This is a genomic window from Glutamicibacter uratoxydans, assembly GCF_050753455.1.
GTDB classification, from domain to species: domain Bacteria; phylum Actinomycetota; class Actinomycetes; order Actinomycetales; family Micrococcaceae; genus Glutamicibacter; species Glutamicibacter uratoxydans_A.
On the sequence record NZ_CP192736.1, the window covers coordinates 2,666,332 to 2,690,196 of the forward strand.

21 protein-coding genes and 1 riboswitch are annotated in these 23,865 nt (G+C 59.8%); of the genes, 7 read left to right on the forward strand and 14 right to left on the reverse strand.

What is annotated here, in order from left to right:
* Positions 1–8: 8 nt before the first annotated feature.
* From gcvP to ACQQZ8_RS12355, 4 genes are all read right to left on the reverse strand, one after another.
* Positions 9–2,864, reverse strand: coding sequence for an aminomethyl-transferring glycine dehydrogenase (gcvP, locus tag ACQQZ8_RS12340; protein ID WP_431710096.1), 2,856 nt, complete (start codon positions 2,862–2,864; stop codon positions 9–11).
* Between the two features lie 161 nt (positions 2,865–3,025).
* A riboswitch (glycine riboswitch) is annotated at positions 3,026–3,123 on the reverse strand.
* A 117-nt stretch (positions 3,124–3,240) separates the two neighbouring features.
* A complete protein-coding gene (locus ACQQZ8_RS12345) occupies positions 3,241–4,014 on the reverse strand; it encodes an SGNH/GDSL hydrolase family protein (RefSeq protein WP_431710097.1) in 774 nt (257 codons plus the stop codon).
* A complete protein-coding gene (locus ACQQZ8_RS12350) occupies positions 4,011–5,168 on the reverse strand; it encodes a serine hydrolase domain-containing protein (RefSeq protein WP_431710098.1) in 1,158 nt (385 codons plus the stop codon). Before ACQQZ8_RS12350 ends, ACQQZ8_RS12345 begins: the two co-directional genes overlap by 4 nt.
* Before the next feature lie 4 nt (positions 5,169–5,172).
* Complete coding sequence (locus ACQQZ8_RS12355) at positions 5,173–6,111, reverse strand: RNase H family protein (RefSeq protein ID WP_431710099.1); 939 nt, start codon at positions 6,109–6,111, stop codon at positions 5,173–5,175.
* Positions 6,112–6,232: 121 nt separating this feature from the next.
* Between ACQQZ8_RS12355 and ACQQZ8_RS12360 the strand changes: the two genes are divergently transcribed.
* Positions 6,233–7,861, forward strand: a complete 1,629-nt coding sequence (locus tag ACQQZ8_RS12360) for an HNH endonuclease (protein ID WP_431710100.1) — start codon at positions 6,233–6,235, stop codon at positions 7,859–7,861.
* 70 nt (positions 7,862–7,931) lie between these two features.
* On the opposite strand, the gene ACQQZ8_RS12365 is transcribed toward ACQQZ8_RS12360, so the two are convergent.
* Positions 7,932–9,044 carry a glutathione S-transferase C-terminal domain-containing protein gene (locus ACQQZ8_RS12365; RefSeq protein WP_431710101.1) on the reverse strand — a complete coding sequence of 371 codons (1,113 nt, stop codon included), beginning with the start codon at positions 9,042–9,044 and terminating at the stop codon, positions 7,932–7,934.
* Positions 9,045–9,163: 119 nt separating this feature from the next.
* Entirely contained in the window at positions 9,164–9,739 is a 576-nt protein-coding gene (locus tag ACQQZ8_RS12370; RefSeq protein WP_431710102.1) for an NADPH-dependent FMN reductase, read from the reverse strand.
* A gap of 144 nt (positions 9,740–9,883) precedes the next feature.
* Here ACQQZ8_RS12370 and ACQQZ8_RS12375 point away from each other — a divergent pair, with 144 nt between their 5' ends.
* Positions 9,884–10,366 carry a MarR family winged helix-turn-helix transcriptional regulator gene (locus tag ACQQZ8_RS12375; RefSeq protein WP_431710103.1) on the forward strand — a complete coding sequence of 161 codons (483 nt, stop codon included), beginning with the start codon at positions 9,884–9,886 and terminating at the stop codon, positions 10,364–10,366.
* Here ACQQZ8_RS12375 and ACQQZ8_RS12380 read toward each other — a convergent pair.
* The gene (locus ACQQZ8_RS12380; protein WP_431710104.1) at positions 10,356–12,206 is read right to left on the reverse strand and encodes an ABC transporter ATP-binding protein; all 1,851 of its coding nucleotides are present in this window, start codon (positions 12,204–12,206) and stop codon (positions 10,356–10,358) included. The two genes, ACQQZ8_RS12375 and ACQQZ8_RS12380, sit on opposite strands and share 11 nt — an antisense overlap.
* Before the next feature lie 103 nt (positions 12,207–12,309).
* Here ACQQZ8_RS12380 and ACQQZ8_RS12385 point away from each other — a divergent pair, with 103 nt between their 5' ends.
* Positions 12,310–12,762 (forward strand): MarR family winged helix-turn-helix transcriptional regulator, encoded by a 453-nt coding sequence (locus ACQQZ8_RS12385; protein ID WP_431710105.1) that lies wholly within the window; start codon positions 12,310–12,312, stop codon positions 12,760–12,762.
* A 92-nt stretch (positions 12,763–12,854) separates the two neighbouring features.
* Here ACQQZ8_RS12385 and ACQQZ8_RS12390 read toward each other — a convergent pair whose 3' ends face one another.
* From ACQQZ8_RS12390 to ACQQZ8_RS12400, 3 genes are read right to left on the reverse strand one after another with little or no spacing between them, the layout of a single operon-like run.
* On the reverse strand, positions 12,855–14,765 hold the full coding sequence (locus ACQQZ8_RS12390) for an SIP domain-containing protein (RefSeq protein ID WP_431710106.1): 1,911 nt from the start codon (positions 14,763–14,765) through the stop codon (positions 12,855–12,857).
* 3 nt (positions 14,766–14,768) lie between these two features.
* Complete coding sequence (locus tag ACQQZ8_RS12395; protein WP_431710107.1) at positions 14,769–15,779, reverse strand: FecCD family ABC transporter permease; 1,011 nt, start codon at positions 15,777–15,779, stop codon at positions 14,769–14,771.
* Positions 15,776–16,810, reverse strand: a complete 1,035-nt coding sequence (locus ACQQZ8_RS12400) for a FecCD family ABC transporter permease (protein WP_431710108.1) — start codon at positions 16,808–16,810, stop codon at positions 15,776–15,778. Before ACQQZ8_RS12400 ends, ACQQZ8_RS12395 begins: the two co-directional genes overlap by 4 nt.
* A gap of 20 nt (positions 16,811–16,830) precedes the next feature.
* On the opposite strand from ACQQZ8_RS12400, the gene ACQQZ8_RS12405 reads away from it, so the two are divergent.
* Positions 16,831–17,625, forward strand: coding sequence for an MBL fold metallo-hydrolase (locus ACQQZ8_RS12405; RefSeq protein ID WP_431710109.1), 795 nt, complete (start codon positions 16,831–16,833; stop codon positions 17,623–17,625).
* Between the two features lie 4 nt (positions 17,626–17,629).
* Here ACQQZ8_RS12405 and ACQQZ8_RS12410 read toward each other — a convergent pair whose 3' ends face one another.
* From ACQQZ8_RS12410 to ACQQZ8_RS12420, 3 genes are all read right to left on the reverse strand, one after another.
* Entirely contained in the window at positions 17,630–18,661 is a 1,032-nt protein-coding gene (locus ACQQZ8_RS12410) for an ABC transporter substrate-binding protein (protein WP_431710110.1), read from the reverse strand.
* 146 nt (positions 18,662–18,807) lie between these two features.
* A complete protein-coding gene (locus ACQQZ8_RS12415; RefSeq protein WP_431710111.1) occupies positions 18,808–20,157 on the reverse strand; it encodes a permease in 1,350 nt (449 codons plus the stop codon).
* On the reverse strand, positions 20,154–20,876 hold the full coding sequence (locus ACQQZ8_RS12420; RefSeq protein WP_431710112.1) for an ABC transporter ATP-binding protein: 723 nt from the start codon (positions 20,874–20,876) through the stop codon (positions 20,154–20,156). Before ACQQZ8_RS12420 ends, ACQQZ8_RS12415 begins: the two co-directional genes overlap by 4 nt.
* Positions 20,877–20,882: 6 nt before the next feature.
* On the opposite strand from ACQQZ8_RS12420, the gene ACQQZ8_RS12425 reads away from it, so the two are divergent.
* Together ACQQZ8_RS12425 and ACQQZ8_RS12430 are read left to right on the forward strand one after the other, a co-directional pair.
* Positions 20,883–21,263, forward strand: coding sequence for a thioredoxin domain-containing protein (locus ACQQZ8_RS12425; RefSeq protein ID WP_431710113.1), 381 nt, complete (start codon positions 20,883–20,885; stop codon positions 21,261–21,263).
* Between the two features lie 63 nt (positions 21,264–21,326).
* A complete protein-coding gene (locus ACQQZ8_RS12430; RefSeq protein ID WP_431710114.1) occupies positions 21,327–21,971 on the forward strand; it encodes a YqaJ viral recombinase family protein in 645 nt (214 codons plus the stop codon).
* Here the strand turns inward: ACQQZ8_RS12430 and ACQQZ8_RS12435 are convergent.
* On the reverse strand, positions 21,968–23,059 hold the full coding sequence (locus ACQQZ8_RS12435; RefSeq protein WP_431710115.1) for a mechanosensitive ion channel family protein: 1,092 nt from the start codon (positions 23,057–23,059) through the stop codon (positions 21,968–21,970). The two genes, ACQQZ8_RS12430 and ACQQZ8_RS12435, sit on opposite strands and share 4 nt — an antisense overlap.
* Positions 23,060–23,278: 219 nt before the next feature.
* Between ACQQZ8_RS12435 and ACQQZ8_RS12440 the strand changes: the two genes are divergently transcribed.
* Entirely contained in the window at positions 23,279–23,848 is a 570-nt protein-coding gene (locus ACQQZ8_RS12440; RefSeq protein ID WP_431710116.1) for an AMIN-like domain-containing (lipo)protein, read from the forward strand.
* The last annotated feature ends 17 nt before the right edge of the window (positions 23,849–23,865 follow it).

Sequence of the window (23,865 nt, forward strand, 5' to 3'; positions counted from 1 at the left end):
ACGTGGTCCTAGTTCTCGAAGGCTTCTGGTGGTGGGCAGGAGCAGATCAGGTTACGGTCACCGGCTGCTCCGTCGATGCGGCCCACCGGTGGGAAGTACTTGTCCTGTTTCAGGCTTGGTACGGGGAAGACGGCCTGTTCCACCGAGTACTTGCGGCTCCAGTCGCTGGTGATGACCGCGGCGGCGGCGTGCGGGGCGCGGCGCAGTGGGGATTCTTCCACTGCGTAGACCCCGGCCAGAACCTCATCCATTTCTTGGCGGATCGTGATCATCGCTTCGATAAAGCGTTCGATCTCGGCCAGGTCCTCAGACTCGGTCGGCTCCACCATCAAGGTTCCAGCCACCGGGAAGGCGAGGGTTGGCGCGTGGAAACCGAAGTCGATCAGGCGCTTGGCCACGTCTTCGGCGGTCACTCCGGTCTTCGCAGTGATTTCGCGCAAGTCAAGAATGCACTCGTGGGCTACGAGGTCCTTGTTCCCAGTGAACAGGATCGGGAAGTGCTCGTTCAACCGGGTGGCGATATAGTTCGCGCTCAGGATCGCGGTCTTGGTCGCGGCGGTCAGCCCGTCCCCTCCCATCATCGCAATGTAGGCCCAGGAGATCGGCAGTACGCCAGCCGAACCGAAGGCGGTGGCCACCACCGGCACCCCGTCACGCTGCGTGTATTCGGTGTAGGTGCCCGAAGGGTCACCGGGGAGGAACGGCAGCAGGTGCTCGCCCACGCCGATTGGTCCGACGCCCGGTCCGCCGCCACCGTGTGGGATGCAGAAGGTCTTGTGCAGGTTCAGGTGGCTGACATCGCCACCGAACTGACCTGGCTGGGCCAGGCCGACTAGGGCGTTCATATTCGCCCCGTCGATGTACACCTGACCACCGGCGGCGTGCACCTTGTCGCAAACTTCGCGCACGTCCGCGTCATACACCCCGTGGGTGGATGGGTAGGTGATCATGATCGCGGCCAGCACATCCTTGTTGGCTTTGATCTTCGCGTCCAAGTCGTTGGCGTCGATGGTGCCATCGGCGGCGGTCTTGACCACGACCACCTTCATGCCCACCAGTACTGCGGAGGCGGCATTGGTTCCGTGGGCGGAGGCCGGGATCAGGCAGACATTGCGCTGCGCCTCGCCACGGGAAGCGTGGTAGCCGCTGATTGCCAGCAGGCCAGCGTATTCACCCTGAGATCCCGCGTTGGGCTGGATGGAGACCCCGGCGTAACCGGTGATGGTGGTCAACCGCTCTTCCAGGTCGGTGATCAGTTCACGCCAGCCCACCGACTGCTCGGCCGGCACATAGGGGTGAATTCCGGCGAACTCTGGCCAGGTGATCGATTCCATTTCCGCGGTGGAGTTCAGCTTCATGGTGCACGAGCCCAGTGGGATCATGGTGCGGTCCAAGGCCAAGTCACGGTCCGAGAGGCGACGCAGGTAGCGTAGCATCTGCGTTTCGGAAGAAATGGTGTTGAAAATTGGGTGAGTCAGGTACTCACTGCTGCGAACCATCGAGGCAGGTAGTTCGAAACCGGCCGGGGCGCTGAGCTGCACCCCGAATACCTCGGTCAGGGTCTGGATGTGCGCGGTGGTGGTGGTCTCGTCGGTGGAGATGCCCACTTCGGTATCGCTGAGTTTGCGCAGGTTGATGCCGGCTTCGGCGGCCTTGGCAAGCAGTGCCTGAGCATCTTCCACTTGAACCACGACGGTGTCGAAGAAGCTGTCGCTGGCTAGCGTGTAGCCGCCGTCCTGCAACGAGCTGGCCAGTACGCGAGCGTGATTGTGGGTGCGGGTAGCGATCTGTTTCAGTCCGGCCGGACCGTGGTACACCGCGTACATCGAGGCACAGATGGCCAGCAAGGCCTGAGCGGTACAAATATTCGAGGTGGCCTTCTCGCGGCGGATGTGCTGCTCACGAGTCTGCAGTGCCAAACGGTAGGCTGGCAGCCCGGCATCATCGGTGGACACCCCCACCAGACGGCCCGGCAGCGAACGCTCCAACCCCTTCTTCACCGCCATGTAAGCAGCGTGCGGGCCACCGAAGAACAATGGCACACCGAAACGCTGAGTGTTGCCCACCGCGATATCCGCGCCCTGTTCACCAGGAGGGGTGATCATGGTCAGCGCCAGCAGATCCGCCACGACGGTGACCATCGCGCCGGCGTCCTTGGCGGCGGCGATGATCTGCTCATGATCGACTACCGCACCGTTATTGCCCGGCTGCTGCAGTACGATGCCGGAGATTTCGCCTTCCGGCAGTCCCTGGGTCAGATCCACAATTTCGATTTCGAAGCCCAGCGCCGTGGCGCGGCCTTCGATGACCTTGATGGTTTGTGGGAAGAGATTGGCATCCAGAACGGTTTTACCGCTGCTCTTCTTCTTGTTAGCCCGACGCATCAGCAGCACCGCTTCGGCGGCGGCCGAGGACTCATCGAGCATCGAGGCGTTGGCGATCTCCAACCCGGTCAGATCCATCACCATGGTCTGGTAGTTCAGTAGGGCTTCTAGCCGACCCTGAGAGATTTCGGGCTGGTACGGAGTGTACGCCGTATACCAAGCCGGGTTCTCCACGATATTGCGGCGGATCACCGGCGGGGTGAAGGTGTCGTAAAAACCCTGACCGATCATCTGGGTCTTCAGCACGTTCTTCGAAGCCAGGGCACGTAGCGTGTCGAGGGCTTCGGCCTCGCTCAGGGCACCGGGCAGATTCAACGGCTCATGCTGCCGAATATCGGCTGGAACAGCGGTATCGACTAGCTCATCGAGACTGGAGTAGCCCAGCGTCTTGAGCATGGTCTGCACGTCGGAGTCGCGGGGGCCGATATGGCGGGCAACGAATTCGCTACTCGAAGAGGTCGAGGTCTGCGTGATGGTCATGGTGTAGGTAACTCCCTGGGATCGGTCGAGGGGCATGCCAATGGAGGGTCATTTCCCTCCCCATCCCTGTTCATCAACCTGAGAGTTTTACATAACCAGCGAACGAATGCGGTTACTTGCACCTTCGGTGAACCGGTGATCCGGTTACTTTCCAGAGTTGCCTCTTGATGGCGGTACGGATGCCTGAGAGTTTCCTGGGGAGGAATTGCTCCTTCGGCGCCCTTCCATGGCTTGGGAGGAACTCTCCCGCCATCCGTTAGCGGCGCGGTTCGGGAATTGACCCGGAACACATTGCTAACCATAGCGCCAAGGTGGGCGCTGACACAACACCGGTTTCACGAGCCTGTCATCCAAGCCGTTAAACGATCGGTTTAGCTCAGGTCAGACGCACATAATCCGGATATTTCGGTTCTAGCAGATCCCCCGAAGAGGTTCCGGTCAGCCGACGCTTCACCCATGGAGCCAGGTACTCGCGCGCCCAACCGAGGTCTTCGCGCAGCTTCTGCGAGCGCGAGGCGAGGGGTACTTCGGGCAACTGCGGTATTGTCACCCGCTGTGCCAGCTCGGGGGTGATAATCCCTTGCTGTCCCAACAGCTGCAGCACTTTACGGGCCATCAGCGTGTGTCCAGCAGCGTTCATATGCAACCGATCGGTCGCCCAATAGCGTAGATCGCTAAATTCCCGCCATTCCCAATAGTCCGCGACGAATGCACCTTGCTCTTGAGCGATCTCACGCACCAGCTCGTTGTAGCGTTCGGTGCGCGGACGCGTCTTCGCAAAGAGCGCTGAATCGGCGGTGTCGAACCCGGTAAACACCAGCACTTTTGCGCCCGATTCCCGAAACCGGCGCACCATACCCGCATATCCGGTCATCAAGGAGGTGATGTCCACTTTAGGACGCAGGATGTCATTGCCGCCGGCGTAGATCGAGACTAGATCTGGGCTGAGCGCCAGACCTCGATCCAGCTGCTGGTTGATGACCTGCCCGATTTTCTTGCCGCGGATGGCCAGATTCGCATACTGCCAGTCCTGTTCGGCGCACAAGACTTCAGCGACCCGATCTGCCCACCCCCGCACTTGATTCGGCCGCAAGGGATCTTCGTCGCCCACCCCTTCGGTGAAGGAATCCCCCAGTGCTAAGAACTTCACGACTTGGCCTTTCTTGCGTTCAACAACTGACGTGCATGCTGGCTGAGCAGCACCCCGGTGGTGGTCGCCACTTCGCCTTCCGGACCCGAGGGGAGGTAGGCGAAGGCCAAATGGTGGGCTGGATCGGCGAAAGCCAGCGAGGAGTTCGCACCCCCGTGTCCGTAGGCAAAAATTGAGCCATAGTCATTGCCCGGGGTACCCTTGGCAAAGCCCAGTGCGAAAGACTGAGCTTTGCCACTGATCCGATCCGCCCCGAAGACTCGTTCCCGGGAGACCTGCGACCAGGTTTCTGCGTTTAGTAATCCACGCTCAACGCCTAGTTCGGGGACTGGCCCAAAGGACGCGGCAAAGACTGCGGCCAGCCCTTGGGCGTTAGCTACCCCACCGAGACTAGCTGGGCCCACCCGTCGTACTTGGGGTGTGGTTGCCCAGGCCAACAGTCCGGCCTGACCGTGTTTGCGTGATTCGGGCACGTTGAACCCGGCCCGCGAATTCAGCGACATCCCGGACAGCGAGAATGGGTCAAAGAAGGTGTCTGGGGTGTTGATCAACTGGGTGGGACGGTAGCGTTCTTCCAGCTGTTCTGGCTGCCCTAGATACACGTCGACGTCCAATGGCCGCCGGATCCGTCGCTCGAAGATATCCTGCAGTTCTTCCCCGCTGACCCGGCGCACTAGTTCTTCCATCAGCGCACCCATGCTCAACGAATGGTAGCCCACGATCTGCTGACCCAGCGGCCAGTAGCTTGGAATCTCAGCCAGCAACGCTGCGTACTTGCGCGAATCCAGCAACACCGCTTCGGGTACTCCCCCGGGAATCCCCAAGAGGCCAGCTTGATGGCTGAGCAGTTCCCCGACGGTGAGTGCACCCTTTCCCGCAGCAGCAAATTCCGGCCAGTATTGGCTCACCACGACATCGGGGTCAAGCTTGCCCTCTTGTACCAGGAGCCCGATGACCAGCGCAGCCAGCCCTTTAGACACCGAGTAAATCCCGGTCACTGCCTCCCCAGACAGGTAGTCTCCGGCGGTATGGCTAAGTACCAACTCACCGCGGTGGTATACGGCTAGCTGTGCCGCATAGCCGGGTATAGCGGCCACTCGTTCGTCCAGATCCGCGGCCAGTGGCGCAAAATCTTCGGTGATCAGTTCGCGCATTCGCTTATCTATCCTCAGTCGTGTTCGTGGGTTGTTGCACGGTTTCTTGTCGGAACCGTAGTTTCCAGCCATTGTCGGTCCGTTGCCACCAGGAGGAACATAAAAGCTGCTGCTGACCGAGGTTCATCCGGTAAGCGATCAGCACCGTCCCGGTGTCGATGGCATGACCGGTCAGCACCTCTATGGCACCGGTTGTTGGTAACTGCTGCCCAGATTCCAGCAACCGTTGGACGGTGGCTACATCCAGTAGTCTGCCGCCGCGCGCGATCTCCTGGTAACCCGGGTGCAGGAAGTCGACGAATTCGCTGAACGTAGTCCTAACTTGGGCCTCTAGCATGGCTTTTTCTAGGACGACGATCCGCGCAATGTGCTCCGTGTCCAGTGCCGGGCTGGGCTGGGCGGCGCTGGTCTCATGCGGTGCGGGCGGTTGCCCAGCCTCGATGCCTGACGGACCGGTAGGAGCTGGGCTAGCACCAGCTGCCCGATATCCGGGACCACGATCCACCGGTTGGGATTGTTGGTGGGCGGTTGCCGCCGCACGGGCTCGTTCATCGGCCGCTTCGTTCAATTCATGGCCGGTATGCCCGCGCACCCATTGAAAACTGAAGTTGCGTCCTTGAATCGCCTCATCCAGTTGTTTGAGGATGTCCTGGTTCAGCACCGGTTTCCCGTCGGACTTTTTCCAACCCTTTTTCTTCCACCCGGGCATCCATTTGCTGATGCAGTTGATGGCGTACTGCGAATCGCACAGGATTTTTAATTCTTGTTCGGCCACATGCTCGGTGGCACGGAAAAGTTCCAGCACCGCCTGCAGCTCACCCATATTATTGGTGCCATGGTCCCAGCCTCCGGCGGCCCAATTGGAGTCGTCGATGTACCAGGCCCATCCGGCCGGCCCGGGATTTCCCAGTGCCGATCCATCCGCTGCAGCAATGATCGTCATAAGTTTAATCCTGCCATGTCTGGCCGTCCTTTTCCGAAAACAAACGCGTTGCAGCCAGCAACTTATCCACAGTCGGCGCCGTGTGGCCAGACCCCGCTCACGGCTAGGGCATCATCGCTGCATGACCTCACCAAACCCCGAGATGCCCACAGCGCAGCTCCCGCAGCTAGATCTACCGGCTGCCTCAGCTGCCTCGGCCGAGCAACTGTTGCGCGGTTTGGCGCTCTTGGAGATTCAACAACGCGAACTGATCGACAGACTGCGTCAGCAGCAGCTCACGGCGGCCGAATCCCTCACCTACTTCAAACTGGCAGATACCCATCGGCGTACTTCTCGCGTGAGCTTGGTACATGCCGCCGGCGCGGTTAGTGCCACTACAGCGCACCGCCTAGCCCAGAATTCCTTGGATCAAGTTTTCGCCTTGACCCCGGAACAAATCGCCTCCGGAGCACCGCTAGCGGTAAATCAACTTCTTCCGGCCAGCACGAAGGCGCACTACCGCTCCGAGGCCGATGTGCTGGCCCAGTTAGGCGACTGCAAGCCTCAGGCTGCCAAGGTATTGTTGACGGCCTATCGGCATCTGGTTGGCTCCCCTACCCAGCCACCGCTCTATGCAACCCTCGGTAAGCTCTTCCACGATCCGGGAATCAACCCCGAAATCATTTCACAGGCTGCCGCTCGGATCAGCGGTCTGCAGCTTCGTGGCCCGGCCCGCCGCCGCGCCGAAGAACTAGTAGCTACTTCCAGCGCTCAGGGCCAGTCCGCGGTCAATGCGGAGCTTAAGTCTCTCGCCGATGAACTGAGCACACCCGATTTGCCCGAACGCGAAAACGTACATGAACGGTGTTCCGGGTTACGCTACCGCGGGCTCGGGCCGCGTGGCCATATCTGGGAACTGACTTGCACGACCTTGGTCCATGAGTTCCTTTCCACCTGGGCTGACCGGTTGGTCAACCCGAATCTCAGCGCAAATCGTCGGGGCTCCGCGTTCTTCCAGAATGACAACTCGGAGCAGGAGTCACCAGGCCAAGCGGAGGCTGAACTATCGGACCCAGCTTCGGTCAAGGCCCGCAAACTCCTTGAGGCCATCATCGAAATTCTCCGTCGGCAAACCAGCCCCCGCCGAGCGACCCCGACAAATCTGGTCGATGAGACAGCCCCGAGTGATGATCACCCCGCAACTGAGCTGGCGGCTCCGTCGTCACCCGGAGAAGCTATCTCAGCCGAGGGGCAGGATTCGCTCACCTTACCGCCAATGATCGATCTGCTGGTGACCATCGACTACGATGCCTTGTTGGCCAAGACCACCCAGGCGGGGATCACCAGTCACGGACAACGTATTAGTGCCACGGAGTTACGCCAGTCAGCGGCCATCGCAGGAATCATTCCGGTGGTGCTTGGTTCTGAGGGAGAAATTCTCGACTACGGCAGACGGCGAAGACTTTTCAGCGCCGCGCAGACTCGTGCGGTGGTGGGACGTGACCGCGGGTGCATCAACCCCGGGTGTACGATGCCCGCACATCGATGCGAGGTGAATCATTGCCGACCATGGCATCGGGGCGGTAAGACCAGCGTGGATAACGGGTGTCTGCTATGCAAGCACTGCCATACGGCGTTCCATGCCGGACATTTCCGGATCAAAATGGTCAACGCGGTTCCCTATGTGCAGCAATCACGCGAACGAGACCCGCAGCGTTTATGGCGCAGGAACTGGGTGTGGCATCCGCAGGCCGAAGCCCTGGCCGCCTAGTAAAGGCAGCCAGGGCTTCGGATCCCCGCCACGGCGGGGTAGCTATCGATCGTGGTTTTTCCGAAGCGATTCAGTTCGCCGAGTACAACGGGTTGTGCCCGGCTTGAACACGCTCGGATTCGCGCACCGGTCCCGGTGCGGTCCCGTCGAGGAACTGCGGTCCGTCGGCCAGCGATTCTCGGCCGTGCGCTTCAAGCCAGCCTTCTAGTTTCGGCCCCTTAGGGATCACCTGCGTCGGATTAATGTCCTCGTGCACCACGTAGTAGTGCGCCTTGATCTGTTCGAAATCGACGGTATCGCCGAACCCTGGAGTCTGGAATAGATCCCGGGCATAGCCCCATAGATTCGGCATATCGGACAGAAGGTTTCGGTTGGTCTTAAAGTGTCCGTGGTAAACCGGGTCAAAACGCACCAACGTAGTGAAAAGTCGCACATCAGCTTCGGTAATGTGATCACCCATCAAATAACGGCGCGTAGCCAGACGCTCCTCTAAGTAGTCGAGCGCGGTAAACAGTCGGTCGAAGGCATCGTTGTAGGCGTCCTGACCGCCAGCGAACCCGGCTCGGTAAACTCCGTTATTTACTTCGGTAAAAATCTTCTTGATCAGCGGCAACATTTCATCCAGCTGATCGGTAGGAATGAGATTCGGTGCGCCCTCACGGTGAAATTCCTTCCACTGCGTGGACAGATCCCAGGTGATTTGGGGGTAGTCATTGGTCACCACCGCGCCACTACGAATATCCACGATCGCTGGAACGGTGATCCCGCGAGGATAGTCAGCAAAACGCTTGAAGTAGTTTTCCTGCACGCGTTCGGTTCCCAACACCGGGTCCCGACCGTCAGGATCTAGGTCAAAGGTCCAGCTGCGAGAATCATGGGTCGGTCCAGGCAAGCCCACCGATAGTGCATCTTCCAACCCCAGCAGGCGGCGAACGATCAGTGTCCGGTTGGCCCACGGGCAGGCGCGGGCCGCCACCAAATGGTAACGCCCGGCTTCGACCGGCCAGGTTAAGGCACCCTCACCTAGGGGTGCATCGGGGTGCCCAATGGAGCTAGATTTCGCGCCCTGTGCTTTGCTGAGATCCGTACCCGCTGCCAGAATGCGGTCCTGAATGTAGTTGGTGTCGCGGGTAAATTCGCCGCCGGTAACATAGCTTCCCTTGGTGGAATATTGCTGAGTCATAATGCCTTCCTTCAGGTGCCTAAGAACAGACTAGCCGCTGGCCGTGGAGCACGGGTGAGAATAAAATTTTTGGCCGGGCATTAGCCAGTATTCGGCGATCATCCCCGGCCTAGCAATGCTTACGCGTTGACGCTGGCCTCTGCGCGGACCGAGTTCAGCGCCTTGGTCCAGGCCGCTAGCTGATCCAGCATCGGGTCAACAGACGCGGCTGCCACTTCAGTCGGCTTGAAACTGGAGAAGTTCTCGAAATCGGTAAACAGCGAGAACAGTCCGGTCTTTTGCACATGCGCTACCTGCAGCTCGGAGAGGATGGCGCGCAGGTGTTCAATTGCACGAGCTCCCAGAGCCGACCCGTATCCGACCAGTGCAGCAGCCTTGTTGTTCAGTTCGACGTTGACGTAGCTCAAGGCATTGGCCAGAGCTGGTTGCACTGAGTGGTTGTACTCACCGGTGATGAAGATGTAGCCATCGAACTCGGAAAGCTTCTCGGCCCAACGCTTGGTGTGGTCATTCTGGTAGTTCTGGTACGCGGCTGGGAAGGCTTCATCCAGCAGCGGCAGGTTGAAGTCGGCAATGTCTACGAGTTCGTAGCTGGCGTCCCCGCGCTGTTGAGCGCGCTCCAGTACCCAGTCGGCAACGCTGCGGTTGACACGGTTCGGGCGGGTGGATCCGGTAACGATGGCGATCTTGTTCATTTTCAATCTCCTGTGTGGTTCTTGTCGAAACAACTACTTAGTTGACGCGTCATCAGCGCTTGCTAAATACGATCATACACGAGATAATTGATGCGTCAACAAAACAATGGGTTATACCCGCCCCACCGAGAGGACCTAAGAAGAATGTCTAAGGAAACACGCTGGCTTGATGATCAAGAACAGCAGCTGTGGAGAACTTTGCGTGAATTTCTCTGGCAGTTTCCCAGTGCGATGGACCGCCAGCTCTCCCGCGATTCGGCCATGCAGTCCGGCGAATACTCAGTACTCGCCGCACTTTCGGAGGCCGGTGGCCCACTGCGTCCGGCGACACTGGCCGGAGAACTTGTCTGGGACCGTTCTAGGTTGTCTCACCTCTTGCGCCGCATGGAAAACAAAGGGTTGGTCCTGCGCTGCACCGACACTGAGGATGGCCGCGGTCAGCTGGTGAGCCTTACGGATGAAGGTTGGCAGGCCATTCGCTCGGCCGCCCCAGCACACGTCACCTTTATCCGGCAGAGCATTTTTGACCATCTCGATGATACCGAGCGTGAGATGCTAGAGCGCGTTCTGCACCGCGTCTTGGGCAGCGTCCGGGACGCAAGCGCCGCCACAAACGCTAACTGTTAACCGACTGTTTGTAATCGCCGTGTTCTAGCAGCTGAGCCAAGGCACCCTCGCTAGCGGCTAACTGCTCAAATGTTCCGCTTTCGACAATTTGCCCGGCGTCCAGCACCACAACCTTCTGCGCCCGGGCAATCGTACTGAGCCGATGAGCGATCAGCAGCGTGGTGCGCCCCTGCGCCAAACGATCCAAGGCTTTTTGCACCAAAGCTTCTGTCACCGTATCTAATGCGCTGGTGGCCTCGTCAAGGACCAAGACCTTAGGATTACGTAGCATGGTGCGGGCAATGGCCAGCCGCTGCTGCTCCCCGCCGGAGAACCGGTGGCCACGTTGACCCACCATGGTTTCCAATCCATCCGGTAGCGAACGAATCAGCTCAGCAATCTGCGCATCTTCCAGTGCAGCCCAGATTTGCTCCTCGCTGGCTTCACGAGCGGCCCATTGCAGATTTTGTCGGACGGTTCCGTGTAACAGATAGCTCTCCTGCGACACCACGCCGACAATATCGGCCAGATCCTTTGGCTCAAGATCCCGCAGATCCTGCCCGTCCAAAGTGATGCTTCCCTGGTCGGGATCGGCGAGCCGGGCCACCAAGGCACCAAGGGTGGACTTGCCTGATCCTGTGGCCCCGACCACCGCGGTGACTTCACCGGCAGCAAGAAGTAAATCAATCCCCTGCAGAGTAGGCTCGGTGGCCTTCGGGTAACTAAACTGCACATCCTGGAATCGCACTTCACCACGCACTTGCTCCCGGGGCAGGCGCCGCGGCACCGTCGGCAGTGGCAGCGCTTCATTCAGGTCCAAGTACTCGAAAACTCGGCTAAACAGCGCCAGAGCGGAAACCCACTGCACCGAAATCCCCATCAAACCCATGACCGGACGGAAAATTCCAGCCTGCAAACCGGTAAATGCCACCAGGGTACCGATACTCATGCCCCCAGAGGTCGCTGGTAGACCTGCGGCCAGATAGAGCAGAGCCGGAACCACTGCAAAGATCACAGACATAGTTGCCATTCGCCAACGCCCGGCCAGCTGGCTGCGCATTTCCAAGTCAATAAGCCGCGAACTGGAATCGCTAAAGCGTTGTGCATCGGCCTGTGTGGTTCCCATGATCTTCGCCAGCCGCACCCCAGAGACGCTCAGTCGTTCCTCAATCAGTGAGGTCAGTGTGGAGAGTTCAGCCTGCCGCTGGGAGGTGACTTTGCGTCGCAAGTTCGCGACCTGCTTGGTAAGCAAGATCGCCGGCGGCAGCACGATCAAGGAGATCAGACTCAGCCGCCAAGAGATGGCCACCATGGCCGCGGCGGTCGCCACCACTGTGGTGAGATTCGAGGCGACGGCGGTAGCTGAACTGGTGATCACCGATTGCATTTGCCCTACATCGTTGATCAGCCGGGACTGCACTTCACCGGATCGTGAACGGGTGAAAAACCCCAGAGATTGCCGCTGCAGGTGATTGAAAAGGGAGGTTCTCAGCCCGTGCATTACGCGCTGTCCTATCAGGGTGGCCCGCCAGGTCTGAATCACACCGAGCAGTGCGGTGATCACCGCGATGGCGACCAGCCCACCGGCACCAGCCAGTAGCGCCGCGACATCCTGTTGCGGAATTGCGTGGTCAATCAGATCGCGAACGATGAATGGCTGGATCAACCCAATCAGTGAGGCCGCAACAATCAGCAGCACCACGATAACTAGGGTTCCCCGATGCGGGGTGAAAAGGGCGCCAATGCGACGTAGTGACACCGGGTGTTGGACAAGCTGGGCTTGGTCTTCGCGCAGCTTGCGCTTGTCCACGCGACCGTGCGGACGTTCTGCGACCGGTGGACCGAAGGATAGATCGCTCATGAGTACCTCCTAAGGATAACTATCCCCTCCAGATTAGCAGAGGTTACCTCACTATGTGGTTACATCTTGAAGTTTTCCCCTTCTCTCGCCTATTCTTACTTCCATGCCTAACGCGAATTCATTGCCCGACTTGGGTTCCCTCTTCCACCGGGTTTCCCGCGCCGTGAGGAAACAGACATCTCTGGCCCTGCATCCACACGGTGTCACCCCACATCAGGCGCGGGCACTGATGTTACTGGCACGCGCCGGGCAAGACCCGGCAGGCACCGGCGGATTACGCAATTCACAATTAGCCGAGCGTTTGCGCATTGCCGCCCGCTCGGCCACCGAGGTGGTCGACCAGCTACAAGAGAAGCAGTTAGTGCAACGCACCGCCGATCCCAGTGACCGTCGGGCATGGATTATCACTCTCTCCGACCGTGGTCGGGAGCTAGCCGCGCTGATTCGTACGGACCGACAACTGCAAATGAGCGATTTCTTCGCCCGGTTAGATGCCGCAGATCAGCAAACCCTGCACCGCATCCTGAGTTCCCTCATCGTCGAAGATGAGGACTAACTGAGAACGACCAAAGACAAAGGGCTAACCGGCGGGATAAGTTCTCTTATCCCGCCGGTTAGCCCTTTATTCTCCGCGGCTACCGCGGTTCCTTAGTTTTCGCTCTTCCCTTGGCGCCAGTACCCCATAAACGCCACCTGTTTGCGGTCGATGCCCACCTCACGCACCAGATAGCGACGCAAGGTTTTGACTACCGAGGCTTCTCCAGCGATCCATGCATAGAACGGGCCGGCCGAATTCTGCCCTGTTTCCCAAAGGATCTGCTCATCCACATCAATTTCTTCCGGGTCGGCATCAGTGTGTACCACCCCTGCCGCCGGAATCGCGACCGCGTCACGCACCGCGGTTTCCAACAAGGCTCCGTGTTGTGCCGTACCGCGCGTCAGCCACTGCACTGAGACCCCGGAGGCGGTACTGGAACCGAGAATATCCTCGGCTTCCGGAACCTCGATGAAGGCCTGCCCGGTGACCGATGAAGGTAACGCCTCGAGGATCGAGCAGATAGCCGGAGCCGCAGTCTCATCGCCCACTAAGAGCACCCGACTAGCGCGACCTGGGCGGAATTCGATCCCGCCGTAGCTGGCATCGCTCAGCGTTTTATTCGGTCCGAGGATCAGCAGCCGATCCCCGATCTTGGCCTTGGCTCCGAACTCGGTGGCCGGGCCGCCCTTGAGATGACCGTCGACGTAATCGCCATGCAGCACAAAATCTACATCCAGTTCCGGCAAGTCCGGCGCGAGGTTATCGCGATGCCCTGCCTCGCGCCAGTCACGCACCGTGTAGGTACGCATAACTCCGCGGCGTTGCGGATCGATCTGCAACCAGCGCTGGTACCATCCGGACAGTTCTGCGGGGTTAGTCAGCCCGTCGGGGCGCATGGTGGCAAGTTCAGCAGGTAGCTCCTGACCAGCGGCGGCCAAGAGCAACTTGATCCGCAAATCCAGCGGATGCGAATTCGTTCCAAAGTATGCCAAGTCCGGCCCGCTGAGAGTCAGCCGACGGAAAGAGTGAGAGAGGTTCTGAGCCCGAATCACCTCGGTTTCAAAAGCCAAGGTGGCACAGTGCTCATGACTCGGCCGGAGTTCTTGCGTTGCTGCGTCACCCCCAGCGGTTGGGGCCTGAGCCACTGGAGACGCGGCCTCGTCCAGCTGCTCCATGTTCGGTGCCGCTTTGCGCCGCACAATCCCCTTCGCAGCAAGCAAGGTTTCGGCGCGCAGCACGCGGTGCTTGCCAATGGGCAGCACCAGAGGGGTGCCGGCCACCGGGTCGGGAATCACCCGTGAAGGCATCCCGAAGACCTCTTTGACGGTTTGTTCGGTGACCACCACACTGGGGTGACCGGAGGCATAAATTTTTCCGTCCTTCAGCGCCACGAGATGATCGGCATAGCGTGCGGCCAAGTTCAAATCGTGTAGGACGATCACCACGGTGATCCCGCGGGTGCGGTTGAGCTCGGCGATGGTATCAAGCACCTCGAGCTGATGGGCGATGTCTAGGTAGGTGGTGGGCTCATCCAGGAGCAATAGCCCGGTCTCTTGAGCCAAGGCCATGGCGATCCACACGCGCTGGCGTTGCCCGCCGGAGAGTTCATCCACCGGACGGTTGGACAACTCGGTGGTGCCGGTCATCTCCAAGGCGCGCAACACCTCGGCCTCGTCCTCCTTGGAGAATCGTTTGAACAGCCCTTGGTGCGGGTAACGGCCGCGGCTGACCAGTTCACGCACCGTGATGCCATCGGGCGCAGTGGGGGTTTGCGGCAATAAGCCCAGGCGCTTGGCCACTTCCTTGGCCGGGCGGGTATGTATATCCGTACCGTCCAAGAGCACCTGTCCGCCGGCGGGCTTCATCAGCCGGGCAAGCGCACGCAATAGCGTGGATTTGCCGCACCCGTTGGCCCCAACCACCATGGTTACTTCCCCGGTGGGGATCTGCAGTGAGAGCTCATCGACGATGGTGAGGTTGTCATAGGCCAAAGTTAGGCCGGTGGCTTCCAAATCCGCCATGGGTTATCCCCCGTTTCCTTGTTTGTTAGCGCGCATCAGAACCCAGGTCAGGAACGGTGCGCCGAATGCTCCGGTAATCACTCCCACCGGCAGGGATAACTCCGCGAAGAGGTTCGCGGCCAGAAAGTTTGCCAGCGTGACGATCACGGCCCCGGTCAGCGCCGCCATCCCTATGTTAATCGCCCCACGAGTCAACGCCGCGGTGATCGGGCCTGCTAAGAAGGCGACGAAGGCCAAAGGCCCGGTGACCGCCACCGGAATCGCCCCCATCGCCACCGCGACGAACACCAATAGCAGGCGAGAGCGGCCCACCGATAATCCCAGTGCGGCGGCCGTATCGTCACCCAATTCCAAAACCTTTAGCTGACGGATCACCACAGGCAGCAACAATCCGACCAATCCCAGTCCGATGGCTAAAATCTCGGCTTTGGGCCAAGTGCTGGGAGCTAGGGAACCAGCCAGCCAACGGATCGCGTCGGCAGCGGCGTTGAGTTGCGCCTGGGTGAGGAGGAATTGGATCAACGCCTGCAGCATCGCACCGATGGCCAGCCCGGCTAGGATAAGTCGCGGCCCGGTGCGACTCCCGGAGGCCGAGAGCCAGTAAATCAGCCCCGCTACCCCCAAACCACCCAACAGTGCCGCCACATTCAGCCCCCAGCCCGTGGCACCTACGTAAATCAGCGCCACGATACTGGCGGTGGCTGCTCCGTATCCGATGCCAATGACGTCGGGGCTGGCCAACGGGTTGCCCAACCAGCGTTGAAAGAGCGAACCGCTGATCCCGAACCCCGCCCCAGCTAAGATCCCGACCACAAGGCGCGGCAGACGATCCTCCAGCAAGATGAAACTAGCACCCGGCACGTGCTGCCCCGCAAGCACGGCCAGAACCTCATCGGCCGGCAACCGGTCACGTCCGGCAAAGATATAGGCGATGCTGCCAAGCAGTAACGCAACCACCAAGAGCCAAGTCATATCGCGGGTGCGGGTTCGGCGTTCGGCTACCGAAGCGCTCATAGTTTCACCCCGGTCAGTCCCCGCCGCATCAGCACGATAAAGAGTGGTGCGCCTAGTACCGCACACATCACGCCGACCTGAATTTCGCCGGGTGGGAGGATCAAGCGCCCGGCGACATCGGCGGCCAATAACAGAATCGGGCCTGCCAACAGCGTGCCGGGCATCAGCCACCGGTAATCGGAGCCCACCAGGAGTCGTACCGCATGCGGGATCATCAACCCCACAAAACTAATCGGTCCGGCCACCGCGGTGGCACTTCCGGCCAGCAGCACCACACCCAGCGAACCGAGAATCCGCATTCGCCCCAGATTGAAACCCAGCGCGGTGGCGGTTTCATCGCCCAGCGCCACCGCATTGCAGGCGCGTGCTGTCAGTAACACGATCAGTGCACCGATCAACACCACCGGCAGCGCCCCCACATAGTAGGAGAAGTCACGCCCCGCGAGGGTACCAACTTGCCAGAAACGAAATTCATCGAGGGAGGCGCGAGAAACCATCATCACCGCATTGGTCAGTGCGGTGAGTCCGACAGCCAGCGCGGCACCGGCCAGCGCCAACTTGATCGGGGTGGCGCCGTCGCGCCCGATACTGGCCAAGAGGTACACCAGCAACATCACGAGCGCCGCACCGCTAAATGCGGCGAGCATCATCGAGTTCAGGCTTACCGCGCCACCCAAAGCCACGAGCAACACCACCGCCAAAGCTGAGCCGGCGTTTAGCCCCAGAATCCCAGGATCCGCCAATGGGTTGCGGGTTAGCCCCTGCATCCCGGCTCCTGCCAATCCTAAAGCGGCGCCCACCACCAGCGCCCCGACGGTACGGCCCACCCGAGAATGCAGAACCGCATGTTCTGGGTTGTGCGGATCATTCCCGTCCAAGGCGTCCACGAATACGTCAAAGGGGATCATTCGGGCACCGAATAGCAGCGAAGCCAGCACCCCGCAGGCTAGCAACACGAGCAACCCCGCCAAGATGCTCAGTTTCGCGGCGGCCCCCGTTCTGCTTTGACGCGAACTTTCGGTCACGGTCATTGCTTCCTACACTCATTGATATGGAACATCTTGCCTCGCCTCAGTGGATCGCACCCGGACTGGGTCTGTTGCGTGCCGATAACCCTTCGGAAATGACCCTGGAGGGGACCAATAGTTATTTGGTCTTTGACCCGTCCTTGACCCAACCAAGCGAAGCGACCGCGGTCCTGGTGATTGATCCGGGCCCGGCATTGGAGGAACACCTGCAGGTGTTGGCAAGGTTCAACGTGCAATTGATCGTGGCCACGCACCGGCATCAAGACCACACGGCGGGAATTGACCCGCTCCATGAGCTGACCGGAGCCCCGGTGCGCGCCTGGCTGCCCGAATATTGTCGGCAGGCCACGCCATTCACCGATGGCGAGCAGCTCTCGATTCCCGGCACCAGCCTGCAGGTGGTGCACACTCCGGGACACACCTCGGATTCGGTATGCCTGATGCGCGATGAGGGCAGTCAGAACTTGTTCACCGGGGACACCGTATTGGGTTCCGGAACGACTATTTTGGAGCATCCCGACGGCACGCTGGCCGACTATCTCACCTCGTTGCGCGCCTTGCGGGCCCTGCCGGATCTGCCTTTGCATCCGGGGCACGGACCACAGCACCCGGGGTCTCATCGGTTGCTGCAGGACTATCTGGCACATCGTGAGCAGCGGCTGGAACAGGTACGCGCGGCGCTGAGAACCTTGGGCTACACCGCGTCCGAGGCCAGTTCCACGGAACTGCTGACGCTGATCTACCCCGGCCTTGACCCGCGGCTGCACGGCGCGGCCCGCATTTCGCTAGATGCACAACTGCACTATTTGATGAACTAGTAACTTACTTGGCTTCTGCTGCCTGCTCGGCGGCCTCAGCCAGTATTGGCACCACGTTCTCGATGGCCCAAGACATCGACAACGGTGAGGCAGCGGACACCGAAAGGACGGCCTGATCACTATCCACAGCGACCAGTCCGCCAGTTTCCGCGGCCGGAATCTGCCCGAATAGCGGGTTGCTGGCAAGTGCGTCGGCGATACCGGCACCACTGGCTACCGAAGCGAAGACCACGTCAGCTTCCAACTCATTGGCTCGCTCCGGGGACCACTCGAAGTAGAAGTTACCTTCTTCGGTGTTCTCACTGACCACTGCGGCCTGGCTCATTCCAAGGGCGCTAAGGAACCGGGGGCGGTTGTCTTCGCCCGCGTAGATGCTAATCGTGGACGGTTGCGATAGGTCGGCGGCGATGAAGCTGGAATCCTTGAAAACCGGGTATTTTTCGGCCTGCGCAGACAGCTGCCCTTCCACCTCGTCGATCAGCGCGGAAGCTTCGGTGCTCTTACCCAGCAGCTCACCGGCTGCCTCGGTACTCTGCTGCCAGCTGGTGAGGTAATTGGCTTCCAGCGGCCCCACGGTCGGAGCGATTTTGCTCAGCTTCTCGTATTCGTCCTGTTTCAGCCCGGAATACGCGGCAAAGATAACATCGGGATCGGATTCGGCAATCGCCTCATAGTCGATGCCATCGGTCACCGAATACTGAGCCGGCGCGTTCTCGCTGCCGATCTCGGCACCGAGTTCCTTAAGCCGGGCGTCTTTCCAGTCGGTGGAATTGTTCGCGTTTTGTCCCCAGGTGTCGATATCCATGCCCACCGGCACGGTCCCCAGCGCAAGCAGCACGTCGGCGTTCACCCAGGAAATCGTTGCGACCTTCTCAGGCACTTCCTCGATCGGTGTGCTGCCATAGATGTGTTCGATGCTAATCTGCGCAGCGGACCCCTCCGGCCCGGCCTGCTCAGTCGAGGAACCGCAACTGGTCAAGGCCAGCGCGGTAGCGGCTGCGGCAGCCAATAGCGTGTATCGAGAAGTGAGCTTCATGGTGGGTCCCTACGTGTTCTGTCTGCATCGTCCCCAAGGCAGGTTAGGTAAGCCATGCCTTGGCCGGATGCAACGTTACTCCCATCTAACCCAATTACGCAATACGAGTTGGGTGTATTCCAAGGCGCCGATGTCTCACCAATCCATTACTCCACCGGGGCAAGAATCCCCTGTCCTCTGGGACCGTCCAGTATCCGTTGGGGAGCGGCCAATGAGATTGCCACACGCACCACCAGCAGCCCAGCGACCACGGTTCCTAGCACCACCAGCACGGTCACCGGCTGTAGCAGCATGGCTAACCCCGCCAGCGGTAGCACCAACAGGGCGCTAGCCAGCCCGAACCCGATGGCCGCAGTCAGGGTAGGCAGCATGACCGATTTCACGCGCGCCTGATTCATTAGGTGCAGCGGCATACCTAATCTGTCTAAACCCCGGTAGAGATCCGCCCGATCTAAGGTGGCGGCAGATTGCGTAATCGCGCTGGATGCGGCCACGCAGCAAAAACTAATCCCCAAGGTGAGCAGCACCCCCGTGAGCATATCCGTGGCCAGGTAGGCTTCCCAGCCAGCTAGATCGGAGGAGCTGGTGGCTTGTATCATGGCGGCACCGCTACCACCTACTACCGCGACAAAAGCCGCCATCGCCACACCGGATACCTGTCGCCAGGCCTGTTGCGGGGACTCAAGGATCATTCGCGCGCCCAAGAGACTGGCCGCATTTTGAGCCTTACGCAGCTTCCGTTGCGCGACCTTCGCCACGAGCCACGGCCCCATCAGGTTCAGCACCGCCAGCCCCAGACCCAGCCCACCAATGAGCACCAGCAGCATGACCGCCAGATCCTGCGCGATGACACCCAAGTTGCTAAAAAGTACGCTGAGCATGCCCAACCCGAGGACCATCACCAGAGCCCGTACCCAATGTGGGGAAGACACCACCGCCCGTTTGCGCACCGCCAACGGAGTGATCACCAGCCGCCGCAACCCCAGTAATGAACTAACGATGGACAGTACCGCCACCACCGCCAACACCAGCAATATCACCGGCACCGGCGCCATCAAACTGGTTCCCAAACTCGCACCTTGGAAACGCAGCAACCCCACCAGCGGAACCAGCACCAGATACAAACCCACCCCGCCCAGGGCACCGAGCACCGCTGCACCGAAGGCCTGCAGCACCGAGATCGCGCGCACGTCGACACCGGTGGCTCCGAGCAGTCGGAGGGACGCCAACGCCCGATCCTGGCTACGAGCCGAAAGTTGTGCGGCCGCTCGCCCCAGCACCAGTAGCGGGATGACTAACAGGATGGCCGCCAGCCCCGCCAGGGAAAGGTAGAAGGGCTGGGCCTGAGGGTCAAATTGGCGGAACGACAACGCCCCGCCCACCACTATCAGTGCCAACGCGGTCACAACCGCATAGGCGCTGAGTGTCAGCAAAAGCGGACCACGCCGCCCGGCTGAAGGGCGCGCCAACTGCCAAGCAATGTGCATCAGGTTCATCGCTGAACCCCCACCCGATGACTTGTCACCGAGTCTTCAATGATCAGTCCATCATGCAATCGCACCACCCGGTCGCAGCGGGCCGCCACCTGTTGATCGTGGGTGACCATCACCAAAGTTTTTCCCGCACCCACGGTGCCGGTCAATAAGGTGGCCAGCACCTCACTTCCGGTGACCGAGTCCAACGCCCCGGTAGGTTCATCGGCAAAGATCACCTGCGCCCCGGTCACTAAGGCTCGGGCGATCGCCACTCGCTGAGCCTGTCCACCGGAGAGCTCACCGATACGACGTGCTTCCAAGCCCGCTAGCCCCAGCCCGGCCAGCCTTCTCGCCGCCTCTTCGGTGGCCGCGGCACGGCCCACACCATTGATCATCAGCGCCATTGCCACATTTTCCACCGCGGTCAGTTCCGGGATCAACAGCCCGGACTGGAAAACAAACCCAAACGTTTCACGGCGTAGCTTGGAGCGGCGGGTTTCATTCAACTCGGTGATGTTCACGGGCGGCGCACCGAGCAACCTCAGCTGCACCTCTCCGTCATTCGGCACCTCGATCCCTGCCAAGGTATGCAACAAGGTGGATTTACCCGAACCGGAAGGACCCATGATCGCCACCGATCCACCGCGGAGAATGTCTAAGTCAACCCCAGCAAGTGCGGTAGTGGAGCCGAAACGTCGGACTAGGTTTCGTGCGCTGAGCACGGCAGTATTTTCTCGCATGGTTCCATGTTCGACGTTTTCCTCTGCTCGCACCTCGCCCTAACGGGCCAAATCTCCACGACAATTTCTCCTACCCTGGTCGCAGTCACTGGGCTGAAACACCGCCTGTATGCTGAGAAAACCATGATCCTGCAATTGTTCACCCAACCCTTTTGCGCCCCGTGCGTGCGCACCCGTCAGGTGGTGCATCGGGTGCACGAGCTGCTGCCCGAGTTGCAGATTCAGGAGATTGACGTAGTGCGTGACTGGCAGGCCGGGCAAGCCGCTGCGGTCAGCAGCACCCCGGTGATCCGTTTATTGGAGCAGGACCAGGTGATTTTTCGGTCCGCGGCGGTCCCCACGGTCAATCAGTTGCTCACTGCCATCGCCGCCCATCGCAAAATGTAGCGGCGACACGGCTCACAATGCCACGGCACACTTTCCCCGCTGGGATGGGGAAGAATAGATCGGGTGAGTGGTGTAACTGGTCTGGGGCATGAGTGCTTCCAACGCGTATTGGCTGATTCGTCGAACCGTATTGAATGGTTGCGGGCTCGGGCTCAGGGAATCACGGCTACCGATGTCGCCAAGCTCTCCACCGAACGCTCCATCCGCTCGGCGGCCTGGGATAAGCTGCATGGATCGGGCTTTTCCGGTAACCCCTATACGGAGCACGGTCGACGTCGCGAACCAGTCATCGCCTCTTGGGTGCAGGAAAACTTCAACATTTTCCCTTCCACCCAGCTCTTTCACTCAAAGGACAACCCAATTCACTTGGCCACCCCTGACGGTTTGGGGTTCGACGGCCACGGCATTCCAGTCTTGGCCGAAATCAAGACCACCAACAAACCATTTAATCGGGTACCGAAGAACTACCTGCGCCAAATTCTGTGGCAGCAGTACGTGATCGGCGCCCAAAAAACCCTATTCGTCTGGGAACAGCATGAAAACTTTGTTCCGCTTCAGGCGGTGCCACAATTTCAATGGGTGCAGCGCGACGATGAGATGATCGCAGACCTCATTGCCAAGGCCGGAGACCTCGTTGCGGAACTCCGCCGGGCTACCGCCAGGCAACAGCACCTTAACGACTACGGCCCGGCGGCGCTACGCCTCTAATTCACCTCGGGCAACATCCGCGGATCGGGTAACGAATCGGGATAATCCTGCACCAGCTCCTGCAACAACTTTTCTCGCACCATGGTGCTCAGATCCCACAGGTCCCCGGGATTTCTCGCCGATAAAAAGATGGTCACGGTTTGCAGCCCGCCGACCGCGTCGGTCACAACCAGGGAGTTGGTCCGTCCATCCCATAAATCGGAGGCTTCCAGCAGTTCGCCGGTCCGCTGACGCAAATAATCCACCGGAGCGTTCCACTTCAATTCCAGCACAATTGTTCCGGATATTTCGGTGCTGCGCCGCGACCAGTTCTCAAACGGGGTGGTGGTGAAGTAGGTGGAGGGCAGGATCATGCGTCGCCCGTTCAGCAGTAAAACCACCACGTAGCTGAGCGTAATTTCCTCCACGGTACCGCGCTCATCTTCCACCACGATGATGTCTCCCACGCGAATCGCATCGGTGAAGGCGACCTGCATCCCGGCGAACACATTAGCCAACGGGGTCTGAATGGCCAAGCCCACAACCACCGACAGCAGACCAGCGGAAGCCAAAATACCGGCTCCCAGCGCCCTGACCTGTTCGATCGTCAACAGGATCGCGGCGATCGCAATGACAATCAGGATCGCGGCAACGACTCGACGCAGCAACCCAATCTGGGTTTGCACCTTCGCCAGTTTTCGCCCCTGCCCAAATCGCTTCTCCAGCCGATCGAGCATGAAGCCTTCTACCGTCTTGGTCAGCCGGATCAGGAACCAGGTGAGGAACATCACCAGTAATACCAGCCAGATGAACTGCCAGAACTCATAGTGCTGTTGGTCTCGGTGCATCACCAGCAAGGCACTTTTCACCATCACCGAGCTCAGCGCGCCGAAGAATGGTAGACGCGTGGCGGCAATGTCTTCACGCATTACCTCGCTGCGACGGAAAACCCGGATAAAAATGAAGCTGAGCACCGCGGTCACCACCGCCGCCAGAAGTAACCCGGCAGCAATCACCACCCAGAATCGCAACGATTCGGGAATGAACGCCGAGGCTTCGACGACTTCCGTCATGGTCTCTTCAATCGGTTCAGTAGCACTGATCAGCATGCTTAAAGCATGTCATAGTCGGCTTTGTGGCAGCTGGGTAGCACGCCAATGGTTGCCGAAGAGAATTCTCCGGCACGGCGTAAGTCTCAAAGTAGTTGCGGTTAAATGCCGATTACGCCAGACCCTTGTCTGTGCCCTTAAACAGGCATGTACTTAGCTGTACAAAGGTGCCACAAATGGGCCTTGGCGTAGCTTCGAAAAGGAAAGCCGGTGAGAGCAATGCGCCATTCAAAAATTCTCATAGCAACCACACTTCTTGCCTCGGGCATGTTGGGATTAGCTCCGGCCGCCATTGCGGCCACTCCCACAGCTAACACGGTCAAACCGGCGATCGCCTGTGAAACCGTGTATTGGGGGTCGACGCCAAAGATCAAGAACGTGCACGCTGCGAATACCTTGCACAATATTCGTAGCGGCCGGCACACCTGCTTCGACCGGCTGGTGATAGATATGAACGCCAAGAATCTGGGTTACTCGGTAAAGTACGTGGACAAGGTGTATCAGGTCGGTAGCGGTCAGCGGGTGCACTTGAGCGGAGGGGCGATTCTAGCGGTCACAGTGAATGCTCCGGCCTATGATGCGAACGGCAACCCCACCTACCTGCACGGGCCAATGGTGCGCACGTTGAACTATTCCACGTTCAAACAGCAGGCCTTCTTAGGTAGTTTCGAGGGACAGACCGAAATTGCGATGTCCACCCGGGCACGACTGCCGATGCGTGTCTTCACGCTGGATGGGCCCGGACAGGGCTCGCGGCTTGTGATTGACGTGGCACATTACTGGTACTAATCCCGTTACCCTCGGTG

Coding starts and splice junctions, on each gene's coding strand:
- gcvP (WP_431710096.1), bottom strand. CDS start 2,864: ATGACCATCACGCAGACCTCGACCTCTTCGAGTAGCGAATTCGTTGCC.
- ACQQZ8_RS12350 (WP_431710098.1), bottom strand. CDS start 5,168: ATGCGCGAACTGATCACCGAAGATTTTGCGCCACTGGCCGCGGATCTG.
- ACQQZ8_RS12355 (WP_431710099.1), bottom strand. CDS start 6,111: ATGACGATCATTGCTGCAGCGGATGGATCGGCACTGGGAAATCCCGGG.
- ACQQZ8_RS12360 (WP_431710100.1), top strand. CDS start 6,233: ATGACCTCACCAAACCCCGAGATGCCCACAGCGCAGCTCCCGCAGCTA.
- ACQQZ8_RS12365 (WP_431710101.1), bottom strand. CDS start 9,044: ATGACTCAGCAATATTCCACCAAGGGAAGCTATGTTACCGGCGGCGAA.
- ACQQZ8_RS12370 (WP_431710102.1), bottom strand. CDS start 9,739: ATGAACAAGATCGCCATCGTTACCGGATCCACCCGCCCGAACCGTGTC.
- ACQQZ8_RS12375 (WP_431710103.1), top strand. CDS start 9,884: ATGTCTAAGGAAACACGCTGGCTTGATGATCAAGAACAGCAGCTGTGG.
- ACQQZ8_RS12380 (WP_431710104.1), bottom strand. CDS start 12,206: ATGAGCGATCTATCCTTCGGTCCACCGGTCGCAGAACGTCCGCACGGT.
- ACQQZ8_RS12385 (WP_431710105.1), top strand. CDS start 12,310: ATGCCTAACGCGAATTCATTGCCCGACTTGGGTTCCCTCTTCCACCGG.
- ACQQZ8_RS12390 (WP_431710106.1), bottom strand. CDS start 14,765: ATGGCGGATTTGGAAGCCACCGGCCTAACTTTGGCCTATGACAACCTC.
- ACQQZ8_RS12395 (WP_431710107.1), bottom strand. CDS start 15,779: ATGAGCGCTTCGGTAGCCGAACGCCGAACCCGCACCCGCGATATGACT.
- ACQQZ8_RS12400 (WP_431710108.1), bottom strand. CDS start 16,810: ATGACCGTGACCGAAAGTTCGCGTCAAAGCAGAACGGGGGCCGCCGCG.
- ACQQZ8_RS12405 (WP_431710109.1), top strand. CDS start 16,831: ATGGAACATCTTGCCTCGCCTCAGTGGATCGCACCCGGACTGGGTCTG.
- ACQQZ8_RS12410 (WP_431710110.1), bottom strand. CDS start 18,661: ATGAAGCTCACTTCTCGATACACGCTATTGGCTGCCGCAGCCGCTACC.
- ACQQZ8_RS12415 (WP_431710111.1), bottom strand. CDS start 20,157: ATGAACCTGATGCACATTGCTTGGCAGTTGGCGCGCCCTTCAGCCGGG.
- ACQQZ8_RS12420 (WP_431710112.1), bottom strand. CDS start 20,876: ATGCGAGAAAATACTGCCGTGCTCAGCGCACGAAACCTAGTCCGACGT.
- ACQQZ8_RS12425 (WP_431710113.1), top strand. CDS start 20,883: ATGTTCGACGTTTTCCTCTGCTCGCACCTCGCCCTAACGGGCCAAATC.
- ACQQZ8_RS12435 (WP_431710115.1), bottom strand. CDS start 23,059: ATGCTGATCAGTGCTACTGAACCGATTGAAGAGACCATGACGGAAGTC.
- ACQQZ8_RS12440 (WP_431710116.1), top strand. CDS start 23,279: ATGCGCCATTCAAAAATTCTCATAGCAACCACACTTCTTGCCTCGGGC.